The 15,023-nt window shown below is 72.8% G+C and carries 19 protein-coding genes; 6 read left to right on the plus strand and 13 right to left on the minus strand.

Annotation, left to right across the window (positions count from 1 at the left end; all coding sequences use genetic code 11):
- The first annotated feature begins 121 nt into the window (after window positions 1-121).
- Window positions 122-775, plus strand: a complete 654-nt coding sequence (locus DEJ11_RS07985) for a TetR family transcriptional regulator (RefSeq protein WP_111030210.1) — start codon at window positions 122-124, stop codon at window positions 773-775.
- Window positions 776-820: 45 nt separating this feature from the next.
- On the opposite strand, the gene DEJ11_RS07990 is transcribed toward DEJ11_RS07985, so the two are convergent.
- The 8 genes from DEJ11_RS07990 to DEJ11_RS08025 form a co-directional block, all read right to left on the minus strand.
- Complete coding sequence (locus tag DEJ11_RS07990; RefSeq protein WP_111030209.1) at window positions 821-1,348, minus strand: COG4315 family predicted lipoprotein; 528 nt, start codon at window positions 1,346-1,348, stop codon at window positions 821-823.
- A 129-nt stretch (window positions 1,349-1,477) separates the two neighbouring features.
- Window positions 1,478-1,990: a hypothetical protein gene (locus tag DEJ11_RS07995; protein ID WP_111103921.1), complete on the minus strand. Its 513-nt coding sequence runs from the start codon at window positions 1,988-1,990 to the stop codon at window positions 1,478-1,480.
- A 138-nt stretch (window positions 1,991-2,128) separates the two neighbouring features.
- Window positions 2,129-2,551 carry an NAD(+)--rifampin ADP-ribosyltransferase gene (gene arr, locus DEJ11_RS08000; RefSeq protein WP_071244431.1) on the minus strand — a complete coding sequence of 141 codons (423 nt, stop codon included), beginning with the start codon at window positions 2,549-2,551 and terminating at the stop codon, window positions 2,129-2,131.
- A 20-nt stretch (window positions 2,552-2,571) separates the two neighbouring features.
- A complete protein-coding gene (locus tag DEJ11_RS08005) occupies window positions 2,572-2,964 on the minus strand; it encodes a hypothetical protein (protein WP_111030205.1) in 393 nt (130 codons plus the stop codon).
- Window positions 2,961-3,533 carry a TetR/AcrR family transcriptional regulator gene (locus DEJ11_RS08010; RefSeq protein WP_111022959.1) on the minus strand — a complete coding sequence of 191 codons (573 nt, stop codon included), beginning with the start codon at window positions 3,531-3,533 and terminating at the stop codon, window positions 2,961-2,963. The genes DEJ11_RS08005 and DEJ11_RS08010 overlap by 4 nt, the downstream gene beginning before the upstream one ends.
- Complete coding sequence (locus DEJ11_RS08015) at window positions 3,526-4,374, minus strand: alpha/beta fold hydrolase (protein ID WP_111030204.1); 849 nt, start codon at window positions 4,372-4,374, stop codon at window positions 3,526-3,528. Before DEJ11_RS08015 ends, DEJ11_RS08010 begins: the two co-directional genes overlap by 8 nt.
- A 73-nt stretch (window positions 4,375-4,447) precedes the next feature.
- Window positions 4,448-5,290 carry an SDR family NAD(P)-dependent oxidoreductase gene (locus tag DEJ11_RS08020; protein ID WP_111103919.1) on the minus strand — a complete coding sequence of 281 codons (843 nt, stop codon included), beginning with the start codon at window positions 5,288-5,290 and terminating at the stop codon, window positions 4,448-4,450.
- Window positions 5,291-5,377: 87 nt separating this feature from the next.
- Complete coding sequence (locus tag DEJ11_RS08025) at window positions 5,378-5,941, minus strand: cyclophilin-like fold protein (protein ID WP_284176700.1); 564 nt, start codon at window positions 5,939-5,941, stop codon at window positions 5,378-5,380.
- A gap of 125 nt (window positions 5,942-6,066) precedes the next feature.
- On the opposite strand from DEJ11_RS08025, the gene DEJ11_RS08030 reads away from it, so the two are divergent.
- Both DEJ11_RS08030 and DEJ11_RS08035 read left to right on the plus strand, forming a co-directional pair.
- Window positions 6,067-7,266: an MFS transporter gene (locus DEJ11_RS08030; protein WP_258375439.1), complete on the plus strand. Its 1,200-nt coding sequence runs from the start codon at window positions 6,067-6,069 to the stop codon at window positions 7,264-7,266.
- A gap of 65 nt (window positions 7,267-7,331) precedes the next feature.
- Entirely contained in the window at window positions 7,332-7,907 is a 576-nt protein-coding gene (locus DEJ11_RS08035) for a GrpB family protein (protein WP_111103915.1), read from the plus strand.
- Window positions 7,908-7,928: 21 nt separating this feature from the next.
- Here the strand turns inward: DEJ11_RS08035 and DEJ11_RS08040 are convergent, their stop codons facing one another.
- The gene (locus DEJ11_RS08040) at window positions 7,929-8,879 is read right to left on the minus strand and encodes a nuclear transport factor 2 family protein (protein WP_111103913.1); all 951 of its coding nucleotides are present in this window, start codon (window positions 8,877-8,879) and stop codon (window positions 7,929-7,931) included.
- Between the two features lie 240 nt (window positions 8,880-9,119).
- Window positions 9,120-9,590, minus strand: a complete 471-nt coding sequence (locus tag DEJ11_RS08045; protein ID WP_017885670.1) for a MarR family winged helix-turn-helix transcriptional regulator — start codon at window positions 9,588-9,590, stop codon at window positions 9,120-9,122.
- Between the two features lie 63 nt (window positions 9,591-9,653).
- Between DEJ11_RS08045 and DEJ11_RS08050 the strand changes: the two genes are divergently transcribed.
- Both DEJ11_RS08050 and DEJ11_RS08055 read left to right on the plus strand, forming a co-directional pair.
- Window positions 9,654-10,181, plus strand: a complete 528-nt coding sequence (locus tag DEJ11_RS08050) for a phenolic acid decarboxylase (RefSeq protein WP_017885669.1) — start codon at window positions 9,654-9,656, stop codon at window positions 10,179-10,181.
- Between the two features lie 2 nt (window positions 10,182-10,183).
- The gene (locus DEJ11_RS08055; RefSeq protein WP_111103911.1) at window positions 10,184-11,005 is read left to right on the plus strand and encodes an alpha/beta hydrolase; all 822 of its coding nucleotides are present in this window, start codon (window positions 10,184-10,186) and stop codon (window positions 11,003-11,005) included.
- On the opposite strand, the gene DEJ11_RS08060 is transcribed toward DEJ11_RS08055, so the two are convergent.
- Both DEJ11_RS08060 and chrA read right to left on the minus strand, forming a co-directional pair.
- A complete protein-coding gene (locus tag DEJ11_RS08060) occupies window positions 10,983-11,375 on the minus strand; it encodes an arsenate reductase ArsC (protein WP_027465394.1) in 393 nt (130 codons plus the stop codon). The two genes, DEJ11_RS08055 and DEJ11_RS08060, sit on opposite strands and share 23 nt — an antisense overlap.
- 14 nt (window positions 11,376-11,389) lie before the next feature.
- Complete coding sequence (gene chrA, locus DEJ11_RS08065) at window positions 11,390-12,613, minus strand: chromate efflux transporter (protein ID WP_111103909.1); 1,224 nt, start codon at window positions 12,611-12,613, stop codon at window positions 11,390-11,392.
- Window positions 12,614-12,658: 45 nt separating this feature from the next.
- Between chrA and DEJ11_RS08070 the strand changes: the two genes are divergently transcribed.
- Window positions 12,659-13,327, plus strand: coding sequence for an arsenate reductase/protein-tyrosine-phosphatase family protein (locus DEJ11_RS08070; protein WP_111103907.1), 669 nt, complete (start codon window positions 12,659-12,661; stop codon window positions 13,325-13,327).
- Window positions 13,328-13,492: 165 nt separating this feature from the next.
- On the opposite strand, the gene DEJ11_RS08075 is transcribed toward DEJ11_RS08070, so the two are convergent.
- Window positions 13,493-14,650, minus strand: coding sequence for a glycosyltransferase family 4 protein (locus DEJ11_RS08075; RefSeq protein WP_146245064.1), 1,158 nt, complete (start codon window positions 14,648-14,650; stop codon window positions 13,493-13,495).
- Window positions 14,651-15,023: the final 373 nt, after the last annotated feature.

Genomic DNA, 15,023 nt, shown 5'->3' on the forward strand with positions numbered 1-15,023 from the left:
CAGACGATCGTCTAGCGAAATCCTGAAGCTGAGGGGATCAGAGGCATTGCGCCCGGTGGGACCGCTGCCGACTCCTGGTCAGACGTTCGTATGATGAACCAAGACCCGACCGAGGAGTGCGATGAACCAGCGGCAGCAGGCGAAGACCCGGACCCGCGAGCAGATCATCGAGGCTGCGGCGGCGGTGTTCGCGAGCCACGGCTACGCGGGGACCTCGTTCGCACGGGTCGCCGCCGCGATGGACCGCCCGAAGTCGGCGATCGGCTACCACGTGTTCTCGTCCAAGCACGAACTCGCCTTCGCGGTCATCGAGCGGCAGCAGGCGCGCTGGGCGGCGATCGACTCGCTGATCCGGCAGCCTGAGGGGCTCGAACACCTGCTCGTCATGCTCACGTCCGCCTGTTCCGACGCCATACGGTGTCCGGTGGCTGCCGGGGCGATCCGCCTGAGTCACGAACTCCGCGGTGCGGGGGAGGTGATTCCACGGGTCTTCACGTGGGACGACTACGTCCGTCGGCACCTGTCGGCTTCGAGCGGTGGCACCGGACCGGCCACCGACCCCGAGTGGGCACGTGCGGCGGACCTCGTGCTGACGTCGACCTTCGGGGTGATGTGGGCCCGGACGAGCGCCCGGCTGACGCGGGACACCGAGGGGCAGCTCCGGGACCTGTGGGCGGCGCTGTTCACCGGGCTCGGTCTGCCGGGTGTGCACGCGTTGCTCGAGCAGGTGGAGCCCGTGCGCGTGGGCGGGCACCCGGCCGAGCCCGAGGACTGACCCCGGCGGGCGTGGCATCCCTGCCGTCCCGCCGGGGTGCCCCGCCTACTTCTTCTGCTCGGAGCCGTCCGGGTTCACGACGTACCAGACGCCCTTGTCGCCCTGACCCGTCACGTCACCGGCCTTCTTGTCCCCGATGAAGGTGTAGATCGGTCGGCCGTCGATCGTGATCTGCCGTCCGCCGTCCACGCCCGTGATGGTGCCGACCTTGCCGGTGATGCCGGACACCTTCGGTGTCGTGGTCGTCGCCTCGATCGCGGGCCACGCGGTCGCGCAGCCACCGGTGCAGGTGCTCTTCCCGGAGTCCTTGACGTCGGCGTCGAAGTAGTAGGCGGTCATGCCCTTGCCGTCGACGACGACCTTGCCGAGTGTCGTCGCGGCGACGGTCACGTCGACCGACGGTGACGAGTCGGTCGTCGCGGGAGCGTCGCCCTGCGCGGCGGGGGACGGAGAGGGTGATGGCGCTGCGGATCCGGCCGTGGAGCAGCCGGCGAGGCCGAAGGTCAGGAGCAGTGCGGCCCCGAGTGCGATGGACGCGGGTCGGGATGACGGGGTGCGGTGGGGTGTCGACACGGGGGCTCCTCGAGGTCAGGTCTCGCCGCTGACTGCTGGCCAGACGTTCGTCTAGCGAACGTAACCGCAGGACGAGGCGGGAGCCAGCACCCTGCGCGCCCTCTCATCGTGCCGGCCGTGGATCGGTGGTCAGTGCTCGGTGTGCTCGACGAGGTGAACGCCCTCGACGCGGCCGAGGACGTCCAGTGACGCGGGGTCGATCAGGCGGGCGCTCCAGGACGCCCGGTCGGCTCCACGGGGCAGCTCGGGCAGCGCCGCCGTGAAGGCGAACCGGCCGGTCGGGCCGACGGCGCTGCTGCCCGGCTCGATCTCCGCGACGCGCTCGTTCCCGGAGTCGTCCCCGGGGCTGCCGTAGTGGACGACCACGACGGCACCGGGGGTGCCCAGCCCGGCGAACCGCACCCTGACGACTCCGCTGGTGCCGACCGTCCGTGGTGGGCGGATCGCGAACCGGTGTGCGCCACTCGTCACGGTCGGTGCCCCGAGTGCGGCGCCGAGTGCGCCGGATGCGCCGAGGTCGATCGTCTCGGGACCCGGCGTGGTCGGTGACGGCGCGGGCAGGGCGAGGGCGACGGCGAGCGCAGCGATCCCCACGGCGAGGATGATCGGAGACGCCCGGACCCGATCGGTGCTCCGCGGCATGGTCGGCCCCTTCGTGGACGGTGTGCGGCGGCTGCCGCCACCGCACACGCTACCGGTTCGCCAGACGATCGTCTGCGCTGACCGACGACCTGGTTCGGACACCGGTTCGCCCCGAACATCATCGCGGCCTGACGCCGGTCAGTTGACGATCTCGCCGCGTTCCTCGGGCGGGAGCGCGACGAGCCGTTCCCGCCACTGGCGCAACGCCTCCGGGGTGAGCCGTGTCCACCCGGTCTCCTCGCCGACCACGCGGAGCGGGAGGGCACTGCGGTACGACCGGGTCGGGTTGCCGGGGAACTTCTTGTCGGTCACGTTCGGGTCGTCCTCGAAGGGACCGGTCGGCTCGACGCGGTACACACGCGGCTCGCGGTCGCCGGGCACGAGCTCGGCCGCGAGTTCGGCCGCGAGCCCCGCTCCGTCGCGGGTCGCCGTGAAGTAGACGTGGTTCATCACGACGTCGGGGCGGTAGTTCGAGCGGAAACCGGGGGAGAGGAACTCCCCGGGCCGCAGGGCTGCCACGGTGCCGTGCCAGAACGGACCGGTCTCGTCTGCTGCTGCCATGGCGTCAGCCTACGAACGGCTCAGCGCCCGCGTCCGACCAGCGCGCGCCACCGCGGCTGTTCCGAGACGACGACGGCGACGCACAGCGCGGTGACGACGATCGCGACCGCCGTCGGCCACAGGACCCAGGCTGCAGCGACCGCCCCGACGAGGTGCGCGAGGACCGACGCGATGGTGACCGCTCCCGGTGCCGCGACCGGCGGATCGCCTCCGGGGCGGTCACCCGGGGTCCCGAACACCGCCGGCGGCACGACGAGGACCAGGACGGCGGTGATCGCGAGCACCGGCGAGTGGGGCCAGAGCGCCCACGGCACGCCCACCCACGCGACGAGCTCCGCCAGGAACCGGAGGCCGCCACGGAGCGGGTCGTGACCGACGGGCCTCGGCGGGCGCGCCGCCGTGGTGACGGTCACCGTGTCGTCGCGGCACGGAAGCCGCGATCCAGGAAGTCGACCATCCACGCTGCACTCGCATCGACGTCGGTGTCCATCTGGAACCCGCCGGACGCCTCGATCGTGGCGAACCCGTGCAGGACGCTGCGGAGCACCCGGAGCGCGTGGACCTCGTCGGCCGGGTCGAGCGGGTAGTCGCGGAGCGCCGCGGCGAAGGACGCCAGGGTGCGGCCGAGTGCGACCGCCAGGGGGTCATCGGCACCGGTCGGCCGGACGCCGACGGCTGCCTGGTACCGCGCCGGGTGCTCCTGGACGCTCCGGCGCACGGTCTGCACCGCCGCCTCGAGCGCACTCCGACCGCTGCGCCCCTGCATGGCGTCGCGGAGCGCGTCACCGAGCTCGTTCGCGCCGAGGATCGCGATCCTGCGGGTGAGGTCGCCGAGTCCGTCGACGTGCTTGTACAGCGACGGTGCCTTCACCCCGAGGCGGTCGGCGACGAGGCTCATGCTCAGCTGGGCCAGACCGATCTCGTCGGCCAGCGTCGCCGCGGCCTCGGTGACGGTCGCCGGGTCGAGCCCCGCCCTAGGCAACGGGACCTGCGACGGGCAGCGTGCGGGCGAGGAACGGCAGCAGCAGGGCGAGGAGCGCCGCCGGCGTCTCGGTGTGGGGGTAATGGCCGGCGCCGTCGATCACGGCGAGTTCGCCGAGGCCGTCCGGCAGGTCGGCGAGGATCCGCTCGCCCTCGGCGCGGGGCACGGCCCAGTCCGGATCGGCGCTGCCCTCGACGACCAGCACGGGGCACCGGACGGCACCCAGCTGCTCGCCGGCGTCGGCGGGCGACGTGCGGGTCATGGCGCGGAGGGCCGCCATCCGCTCCGGTCGCCGCAGGGTCGTCTCGATCCGGCTGCGCTCCGTCGCCCAGTCGGAGGGCTTGGCGGGGACCGCGATGTCGAGGTACGCGAGCCAGCCGGGCAGGCTGCCGCTCGTCATGACCCGCGCGAGCTGGACGGTGCCGGCGCGGTGTCGGCGGTTGCGCAGGAGTCCGCCCACGTCGACGGACTGCTTGCGCGTGAACGGCGCCAGCTCGACGATGCCCGCGAGCAGGTCCGGTGCGGTCGCCGCGGCGATCGTCGCCGCGCCCCCGCTGATGGACTGCCCGACGACCACGGCCGGGCCACCGAGGTGGCGGGCCACGGCGACGAGGTCACGTGCGATGTCGGTGCGCTGGTAGCCGTCCCACCCGGTGCTCGAGTCGCCGCAGCCGCGGAGGTCGACGTTCGCCACCCGGTAGCCGGCCGCGACGAGCTCCGGTACGACGAAACGGTAGGAGTGCCGGCTGTCGCCCATGCCGTGGGCGAGGACCACGAGCGGCCCTGTTCCGGAGAGGTCGTAGGCGATCGTGCCGCCCTCGGTGTCCAGGTGTTCGAGCATGACGTGGCTCCTTCGGCTACGGGTAGTAACTCAAAGGCTAATACCCGTAGCCGACGGTGGCAAGGGGCAGTCGTCACACATCCAGGTTGAGCGTCGTCGACAGCTCGGGGAACGCCTGCGCCTGCTCGACGAGCTGTTGTCCCTTCTGCACGATCCCCGCCACGCTGTCCGCGCCGGCGGCGAACCGCAGCGGCGGCTCGGGCATCGCGATCAGCGTCAGCAGCACCTGCGCGAGCTTCGCGGGGTCGCCGGACTGGTTGCCCCGCATGCCGCGGAAGAACTCCTTCGACCCGGCCGAGAGCGGGGCGTAGTCGTCGATCGCGACGTCGCCCCAGAAGGTCGAGTCGCCCTCGGCCAGCAGGTCGGTGCGGAAGAAGCCGGGCTCGACCACGGTGGTGTGGATGCCGAAGGGCGCCACCTCGTCGTGCAGGGCCTCCATCCAGCCCTCGAGCGCGAACTTCGACGCCGAGTAGGCGCTCCCGCCGGCGCCGGCGACGATGCCAGCGCTGGAGCTGATGCTGACGACGTGCCCGGAGCGCTGCCGTCGCATGACCGGGAGCACCGCACGCGTCACCGCGAGCGCTCCGAAGAAGTTCGTCTCCATCTGCGCGCGGAACTGCTCGGTCGAGATCTCCTCGAAGTACCCGGCCTGGAAGCTCCCGGCGTTGTTCACCAGGACGTCGACGCCGCCGAAGCGGTGGGTCGCGGCGTCGACTGCTGCTCGGACCGACTCGGGGTCGGTCACGTCGAGCGCGACGGCGAGCAGGCGCTCGTGGTCGCCGAGGACGGCGCGGACCCGCTCGGGGTCGCGTCCGGTCGCCACGACCCGGTGCCCGGCGTCGAGGGCGGTCCGGGCGAAGTCGGTGCCCATCCCGCGGGTCGTGCCGGTGATGAGGAAGGTGCTGGTTCCGGTCATGGGGTGTGGTTCCTGTTCGGTGGAAGGGACGCGAGGCGAGGCAGGGACGCGAGGCGAGGCAGGGACGCGGGAAGGGGCGGACGCCCGTCAGCCGCGCACTCGGATGGTGGCGGCGCCGGACGGCAGGTCGCGCACCGCTCCGAAGTCGTCGACGGTGCCGATCGGCACGATCCCCGGGAAGCTGCCGACGTCCGTGTAGTACAGGACGATCGACTGGTCGGGCACGTAGTACGCGATGGTGCCCGCCGGCGCATCGCTCGTACTCGGGGCGCCGGTGGTGTCGAGCGGCGCGGGGAGCCGGGCGATCTGCTCCTGCCCGCCGTAGTCGGCGAAGGTCAGCGTCGCCGGCAGCCGGGCGGCCAGCGCGCGCGCCGTCGCGCTGTCCGTCAACCGGCCGGTCAGGGTCTCGCCGTCGAGCTCGATGGTGATGTGCACGGGGTCGGCCTCCGTCGGGGTGGTGATCGTGGGAGCTGCAGTCGCAGTCGCAGTCGCGGCCGCCGATGCCGGCGCCGACGCAGGCGGCTCCGCGCGGTCGACGCCGCTGCACCCGGCGAGCGCCCCCACCACCAGCGCGACGACCGGAGCCAGCGCGAGCGGACCCAGCGCGACGTGCGGACCCACGGCGGGACGGCGTCTGGTGCGGACGGGCATCGGGGCTCCCTCTGTTCGTGGACACCACCATCGAAGCCCCACCACCACCCGCCCAGTGAGGCTCCGGCGAAACGGGGTCCAGCCGAACCTCCCTGTCCGCCGGACCATGCCCCTACCGTCGGTCCGTGACCACGACGACCTCCGACCTCCCCACGACCGACCGGGCCAACGACGGTCGACTGCCCTGGTTCCCGCTCGCCCTGCTCGCCGCGATCGGGTTCCTCCTGGTCGCCATGGAGACGATGCCGGCCGGGCTGCTGCCCGCGATCGCCGATGGCATGGGCACGAGCGAGGGCACGGTCGGCCTGTTCGTCAGCGCGTACGCGATGGGGACGGTCATCGCCACGGTCCCGGCGATCGCCCTGACCCGCGGGTTCCGCCGCAAGCCGCTCATCGTCGCCGCCACCGCCGTGCTCCTCGTCGCGAACACCCTGACCGCGTTCGCCCCGAACGTCGCGGTCGCACTGGTCACCCGGTTCGTCGCCGGCGCGATGTCGGGGACGATCTGGGGCATGTTCGCCACCTACGCGCGGCGGATCAGCCCGGCCCGCTTCGCCGGGGTGTCGCTCGCGATCGTCTCGACGGGCGCGCCGGTGGGGTTCGCGCTGGGCACCCCGCTCGGGTCCTTCATCGGCAACGCCCTGGGCTGGCGGTCGTCGTTCATCGGGCTGAGCCTGGTCGGCGTGGTGGTCCTGGCGCTGATCGCGCTGTTCGTGCCGGACGCCCCGGGGCAGACGAGCGCCGCGAAGCTGTCCGTCGTGAAGGTGTTCCGGATCCGCGGCATCGCGGTCATCCTCGCCGTGATCGCGACGTGGATGGTGGCGCACAACACGATCTACACGTACATCTCGCCGTACCTGCGGGCGACCGGCACCGACCTGAGCGCCGGGCTGGTGCTGCTCGTCTACGGGATCGCCGCGATCCTCGGCGTCGTCGTGACGGGCGCGCTGCTCGACCGGCACCCCCGACCCCTGCTGCACGGCAGCGTCGGCCTGTTCGTCCTGGCCGGCGTGGTGCTGCTCGTCGGCCACACGTCGCCGGTCGCGGTCCTGGTGGCCGCGGGCCTGTGGGGCATCGGCTTCGGCGGTTCCTCCACGCAGCTGCAGGCCGCCCTGACGACCGCCGGCGGCGAGGACGCCGACGTCGCGAGCGCGTTCCTGCCGGTCGCGTTCAACATCGCGATCTTCGCGGCCGGCCTGTTCGGGGCCGCCCTGCTGACGGCCTTCGACGGGCTGGTGCTCGCCGTGGTGATGATCGTGTTCGGGGCGGTCGCGGCGCTCCTCACCGTCATCGGCCGCGGATCGGCGTTCCCCGCGAAGCTCTGACGCGACCGACGACGGCGACCGCGACCGCGCCGGCGACCACGACCACGGGCTGCGATCATGTCCGGGTGCACCACGACGAGGACCACACCCGCCCGGACGTCACGACCGTCGAGATCATCGGCGGCCCGGAACCGGTCACCGTGACCCTGCACCCCGCCGACACCGCGTGGGCTGCGGTCTTCGCGGACCACCGGCGACGCATCCTGGAGGCCCTCCCCGGCTCCGGCGCGGACGCTCCGGTCGTCGAGCACATCGGCTCCACGGCCGTCCCCGGCCTGGCAGCAAAACCCATCGTCGACATCGTGGTCGTCGTCGCCGACATCACCGCCGAGGCCACGTACCTCGACCAGCTCCTCGCCGCCGGGTACGAGCTGCGCGTCCGCGAGCCGGGCCACCGCCTGGTCCGGACGCCGGCCCGCGACGTCCACGTGCACGTCTACGGGCGGGGCGCGACGGCGGTCGACGAGTACCTGCTCCTCCGGGACCACCTGCGCGCCGATGCCGACGACCGCGCGCTGTACGAACGGACGAAGCGGGAGCTGCTCGACCGGAGTTGGGACGACATGAACGCCTACGCCGAGGCGAAGACCGCCGTCATCACCGCGATCAAGGAGCGGGCACGACGGAGCCGCGCGTCCTGAGACGCGCGGCTCCGTCGTGCCTCAGCTCGTCGGGACGACGTCCCAGTGCTCGCGGATCAGGTTGTGGTCGACCCGGAACAGGTCGGCCGCGCCGAACGGGGCGTCGGCCTTCGCTCCGACCGGCTTCGAGAACGTCCACACCAGGTCGCCGTCGGCGAGCGAGATGACGGACTCCTGCTTCGGCAGGCTCTGCGCGGCGCTGCCGGCGAAGAACTGCTTGAGCGCGGCCGTGCCGTTCGCGGCGACCGAGTTGTGCTGCAGGTACGCCGGGTCGAACTTCTCGTCGAGGACGGACACGTCGTGGTCGCGGAACAGCCGGTTGTACGCCGTCACGGCGAGCACCCGGTTGTGCTCCTCCTGCCGCTCGGTCAGGTGACGGTCACGCTTCGCGGCCGGGTACAAGTCGCTGAACATGCTGTTCGTGTTGCCGCTGGCCGGGGTCCCCGTCGGCACCGTCTGACGGAGTGCCCACCACTCGCTGATGCGCCCGTCGCGCATGCGGAACAGGTCGACGGCGGCGTCACCGGTGCGTTCGTCCTTCGGCTTCGCGGTGATCTGCCAGTGCACGGCCACCAGGTCCGCGTCACCGGCGATGTGCTTGATCACGGCGTGGGCGCCGGGCACCCGGGAGCGGTCGGCGGTGAACTCGGCGAGCAACGCGGACGGACCCGTGGCGCTCGTCGCACCGTGGGCGACGGCACCGGTCGCGACGGCGGTCCGTGCAGCCGCACGGGCCTTCGCGGACGCGGGGGACCGGAACGCGCACCGGAACAGGTGCCGGACCGTGGCCTCGTTGCGCTGCTCGGCGCGACGGTCGAGCCGCGAGACCGCCGTGCCACCCGAGGTCGTCCGCGCCGCACGGTCCACCGTGTGGTGCGCGGAGGTGGAGGTGTCGGAGGTGGAGGTGTGGAGGGGTGCCGCCACGGCCGGACCGGCCACGAGCGACACAGCGATGGCGACCGGAGCTGCCACCGCACACGCCTTGGCGATGATGGGGAGAAGTGATGTCGTCTGCACGGCAGAACGATGGAACCGGTCCCTGGGGGCCGCCGTGCGCCCTGGAGCCGCCGCGCGCTGCGACCGTGACCGGCTTCTCAGTCGCGGTGCGCGCCTCCAGGGTGGCCTGTGCACGCGCTGCCAGGGTGACCCGTTCCCGCTGGTGATCGACGGTCCGGACCTGTGGGACGGCTCACGCGCACTGTCAGCCGATCCCTACGCTCCGGGCTCGTCGATGGCCAGACGGAGCTCGGCGAGCACGGGCAGCGCGGCGCGCAGCGCGTCGACCCCGTCCGGGCCCAGGCGTTCGAGCGCGCCGACCAGGACGTGCTCGGCCGAGGCGTCGTAGACCCGGAGCCGCTCGGACGCGAGCTCGGTCAGGGCGATCTCGGTGCTGCGGCCGTCACCGGTGGCGAGCCGCCGGTGGACGAGCCCGCCGCGTTCCATCGCGGTGACGAGGTTGCTGACCGTGGAGCGGGCGAGGCCGAGGGACCGGCCGAGCGCCGTCGGCGTGAGCCATCCGGCCTCGTCGAGTCGTCGCAGGACCTCGATCTGGGCGTCAGGCAGTTCCGGCAGTGCACCGTCACGGCGTGATGCGTTCAGCAGGGTGCGGCGGAACGGGCCGACCTGGTCGCTGAGCCGCCGGGCGATGTCCCGGAGTCCTGCGGTGTCGTGCTCGCTGCCCATGTCCTCAGCTTAGGTCCTCGAAAAAGGTTTGCAACAAAACTATGTTTGGCGCAGGATGGGTGCATGACGATCACCACCTCAGTCGCACAGCCCGTCCCGTCGCAGGACCTCTCCGGCATCGTCGGACACCGGTTCATCTACACGTACGCCAACGGCTGGCAGTACGAGATGTACGTCAAGAACGCCACCACCATCGACTACCGCATCCACTCCGGCATGGTCGGCGGGCGCTGGGTCAAGGACCAGCAGGTCGACCTCGTTGTGCTCACCGCCGGCGTCTACAAGGTGTCGTGGAACGAGCCGACCGGCACGAGCGTCGTCGTGACCGTGGTGCCGGGGGAGCGCGTGCTGCACGGCACGATCTTCTTCCCGCACTGGGTCGAGGAGGACGGCAGCAAGACCGTGCTGTTCCAGAACGACCACCTGGACCGGATGCGCGAGTACCGCGACGCCGGCCCCACCTACCCGATCTACGTCGTCCCCGAGTTCGCCCACATCACCCTGTTCGAGTTCGTCGGCCAGGACGACGAGACCGTCGTCGACACTGCGCCCGCCGACCTGCCGGCCGGGTTCGCCGACCGGAGCAACTGAGCATGACCGCGGAACGCCCGCTGGAGCGTGCCCTGACGAGCATCCGGCTCGAGCACCGGGGCGGGGCGCTCCGGGGGTGGGAGTACCGCCCGGCGTCGGCGTCGGCGTCGGCACCCTCGGCACCCTCGGCTGCCGGTGGCTCGGTGCTGTTCGTGCACGGGTTCGGTGACTCGTCGATCGGTCCGCGCCAGCTCTTCGTGCAGGCCGCGACCGCCCTGACCGACACCGGTCTGACGGTCCGCTCCTACGACCGTCTCGGGCACGGCACGAGCGACGGACGGTTCGCGGACATCTCGATCGGCGACGAGGTCGAGCAGGTCGTCACGATGATCCGGGCGTTCTCGGACGACCAGGGGGCACCGATCGACGTCGTCGCCCACAGCCTGGGCGCCGTCGAGTCGGCGATGGCGGCGGCGAGGGTCCCCGACCTGGTCCGGAGCCTGACCCTGTGGTCGCCCGCAGGGGTCGTGGTCGACGACATCGCCGTGCACGACACCATCCAGGGGCAGCCGCTCGCACCCGTCCGTGACCGCGGCTGGTTCGACTTCGGTGGGACCGCCCTCGGGCGCGGGTTCGTCGACGAGGTCCGGGACGGACTCGACGTCTACGCCCAGGCACGCGGGTACGACGGGCCGGTCGACGTGCTGCACGGCACTGCCGACGAGATCGTCCCGGTCGAGTACGGCCGGCGCTACGGCGAACTGCTCAGCGGGGCGACGTTCACCGCGGTCGAGGGTGCGGACCACGTCTGGTCGTCGGTCCCGTGGCGTGAGCAGCTCGTCGACCGCCTGCTCGACCGCGTCAGGGAGCGGTCCGGGCGATGAGGTCCTGCACCCGTGCGCGCACGTCGTCGCGGATCGGCCGGACGGCGTCCAGGTCGAGCCCCGCGGGGTCGGGGAGCTCCCAGTCCTCGTAGCGCTTGCCCGGGAACACCGGGCAGGCGTCCCCGCACCCCATCGTGATGACGACGTCGGCGGCACGGACGGCATCGGTGCTGAGCAGGGCCGGCTGCTCGCTCCGGATGTCGATGCCCTCCTCGAGCATCGCTGCGACGACCACGGGGTTGAGCTGGTCGGCCGGTTCGGAGCCGGCGCTCCGGACGTCGACGCGGCCACCCGCCAGGTGCTGCAGGAAGCCGGCGGCCATCTGGGAGCGGCCGGCGTTGTGGACGCAGACGAACAGGACGGTGGGCATGCGGGGTGCTCCGATCAGAGGACGACGGCGCCGAGCAGGCCGGCTCCGATGACGACGGCCCACGGGGGAGCGGACCAGCGGGTGAGGGCGGTGAAGGCGGCCACGGCGAGCGCCAGTGCGGGTGCCGAGCGGACCCCCTCGGTGATGACCGGGTCCCAGAGCGCCGCGGCGAGGAGCCCGACGACCCCCGCGTTCACGCCGGCCAGCACGCGCCGGGCCCACGGCAGGGCGCGGAGCACGTGCCAGAACGGCAGGGCGCCGATGACCAGGAGTGCCGCAGGCAGGAAGATCGCGACGAGTGCCACCGCCGCGCCGAGGAGCCCGCTCGGACTGCCGTCGGCGACGGCGCCGAGGTAGGCGGCGAAGGTGAAGAGCGGCCCGGGCACGGCCTGTGCGGCACCGTACCCGGCCAGGAAGTCCGCGTGGCCCACCAGGTGCGTGGCCACGGTCTGTGACTCGAGCAGCGGCAGGACGACGTGGCCGCCGCCGAAGACGAGCGAGCCCGCCTGCGCGAAGACCCCGAACAGGCGAACGGCCCCGGTGCCGCTCGCGGCGACGGGTGCCGCGACGAGCAGGGCGGCGAACGCGACGAGCGCCGACACGGCGACCCAGCGGGGGAGGCGCACGGCGACCTCGGCGCCGGCGATGTCCTCGGTGTCTCCGACGTCCTCGACCGGGTCGACCACCCGACCGAGCCACAGCACGCCGACCACACCGCACGCCGCGATGACCGCGACCTGCGGCCCCGGTCCGGGGACGAGCAGCACCACGATCGCGGCGGCGGCCGCGATGGTCGCCCGACGGCGGTCCGGTGTGAGCGAGCGCGCCATGCCGAGCACCGCCTGCGCCACCACCGCCGCGGCGGCTGCCTGCAGCCCGAGCAGCCACCCGGCGCCGGCCAGGTCGGGCGTGCCGGACACGAGCAGGGCGAACGCGACGAGCAGCACCGCGGACGGCAGGGTGAACCCGCACCACGCCGCGAGGAGCCCGAGCAGTCCGGCGCGCTGCAGCCCGAGGGCCATCCCGACCTGGCTCGACGCCGGTCCGGGCAGGAACTGGCACAGCGCGACGAGGTCGGCGTAGGCGTCGTCCCGCAGCCAGCGGCGACGCACCACGAAGGCTTCACGGAAGTACCCGAGGTGTGCGACCGGCCCGCCGAACGAGGTCAGCCCGAGCCGCAGGAACACCAGGAACACCGATGCCGCGGATGACCGCAGGGGCTCAGGGCTCGTCGTCACCGGCTCATCTTGACGACGGCAGATGGTTCAGTCAACATTGAACCGATGAACACCGGGCGGCAGGACCTCGAGCGGCGTGCGGCGCAGCACGCGGCCCTCGGCGACGTCGCCCGCCTGGCGATCGTCGACCTGCTCGCCGCGTCCGACGCCAGCCCGAGCGAGGTGCGGGCCGCCCTCGGGATCTCCGGGCCGCTCCTGGCGCACCACCTGCGCGTCCTCGAGCAGGCCGGTCTGGTCACGCGACGCCGCTCCGACGGCGACGGGCGCCGCAGCTACCTGCACCTCGAGCCGAGCGGCGTCCCGCACGGTTCGGCGGCGGTGTCGGGCCCGGTGTCCCGCGTGCTGTTCGTCTGCACCGGCAACTCCGCGCGCTCCCCGCTGGCGGCCGGCGTCTGGGCGCAGGTCAGCGAGATCGGCTCGCTGTCCGGCGGGACGCGTCCCGCGGCCGCCATCGCCCCCGGGGCGGTCGCCGTCGGGGAACGCCACGGCCTGGACCTCGGCGACCACGTCCCGCGTGCCTTCCGCGACCTCGTCGCCGACGGCGACCTGGTCGTCACGGTCTGCGACCGCGCGCACGAGTCGATCGACGACGGCGACAGCCTGCACTGGTCGCTGCCGAACCCCTCGCGCGTCGGCACGCCGGACGCGTACGAGGCCACCTACGCGGACCTCCGGTCCCGCGCCACCGCGCTCGCTGCGCGCCTCGCCGCCTGACGCGGCCCCACGAACGGAACGCCCCGATGAGATCCCCCCTCCTCATCGGGGCGTTCTCCTTGCTCGACCGCCTGCGGACTGGAGGCCCGGGGCGGGCCCGCACCGCGCCTCCAGTCCGTCCCGTGGTGCGCCCAGGGCGGTGTGCGCTCACGGGGGAGCCGTCACTCAGGGCCGGCAGCTGCCGGCGACCAGCCGGAGGACCTGATCGGTGTGCCGCTCCGCCGTCGCGAGCCGCGCGTGCTCGATGGCGGCGGCGGTGTGCGGCCGCAGCAGCGTCCGGTCCGAGGCGAGTTCGATGATCGTCGTGGCGAGCCCGAACGCGGTCTCGTCGTCGGTCAGGACGGCGGCGGAGCCGAACTCGCTCGCCAGGCGGATGTCGGACACGATGACCGGACGGTGGTCCCGGAACGCCTCGAGCGCGGTCATCGGCTGGCCGTCGTGCTCGAGCGAGCAGACCACCGCCGCGTGCCCGCACAGCAGCAGGTCGTGGACGGCCTGCGACGACAGGCGGCCGTGGACACGGACCGACACCGGCGTGCGGGTCGGGGGAACGGTCCCGCCGGCGACGTCGACCCGCACGGCGTGTGCCCCGAGCCGGATCTCCACCAGCCGGATCGCGTTGAGGAGGACGTCGAGGCGCTTGTCCGGGGTGAACCGCGACGCCCAGACGAGCCGGAGCGGGCCGAGTTCCGGCGCCGGCGGCGGTTCGACCGGCCGACGGCCGAGTGCGTTGGGCACGACGTGGACCGGGCCGACGCCGGCCTCGCGGAGGACACGGGCCTGCCGCGTCGTCGGGGTGACGACGACGTCGGCCGCCCCGGAGACGGCCACGGCCATGTTGCGGCGAGCGTCGTCCATGGGGTGCCCCGTGAAGCGGTGCCGTGTGGGCCGGATCCCGGTCACCACACGGTGCGCGTGCCGTGCGAGGGGCGCCATCGCCGCCGCGGTCCGGCCCCGGACCGGCGCCGAGCCGTGCACGGTGTGGATCGTCGGCAGCTCGAGGGAGCGCGCCGTGGTCAGCGCCGCCGCGGCGAGGCCGAAGTCCGAGTGGGTGACGACGAGGTCGATCCGTTCCTCGAGCATCAGCGTGCCGAGGCACCGGCGGACACGGACCGAGTTGCGGACCACCGGCAGGTCGCTCTCCGGCGCGCTGATCGACGGTTCGACCTCGAACAGGCGGACGCCGTGCTTCCGCAGCTCTGCGGTCTCGCTCGAGCGCGGAGTCGCCACCCAGACGACGTGACCGGACTCCGCGAAGGCCTTCGCCTGCTCGACCAACGCGGCGCGTTCACCCCGCATCGCCGACAGGGGGAAGTCGCTCACGAGCAGGACGGTCGCCTTCGCCGCGGCCACGTCAGCGGCCGGTCTCGAGCACGGTGGTCTGGCGGGGGCTGCGCATGCGGTCTCTCACGGTTCGGGAGCGGAACGGGGTGCTGGGAACCGTAGGCGTTCAGAAGACGATCGTCTAGTGAACTGCGGCGCTGCTGAGCGGGCCTTCACGAGTCCCCGGGCGGACGCCCAGCCGGGCGCGCGGCGGACGGTCGGGCACTGTCCGGTTCCTGCGGAACATGGACACGTCTGAGCCGTGGTCGACGTACAGTCTCCGGAAGCTACCCCGCCGGACCCTATCGGCGGGTGCCCGACCCCCCGTTCCCGGGCTGGCCTCGTCATGACCACCGCGTCGAACCCGACGGCG

It is taken from the genome of Curtobacterium sp. MCLR17_058 (assembly GCF_003234705.2).
GTDB lineage: Bacteria > Actinomycetota > Actinomycetes > Actinomycetales > Microbacteriaceae > Curtobacterium > Curtobacterium flaccumfaciens.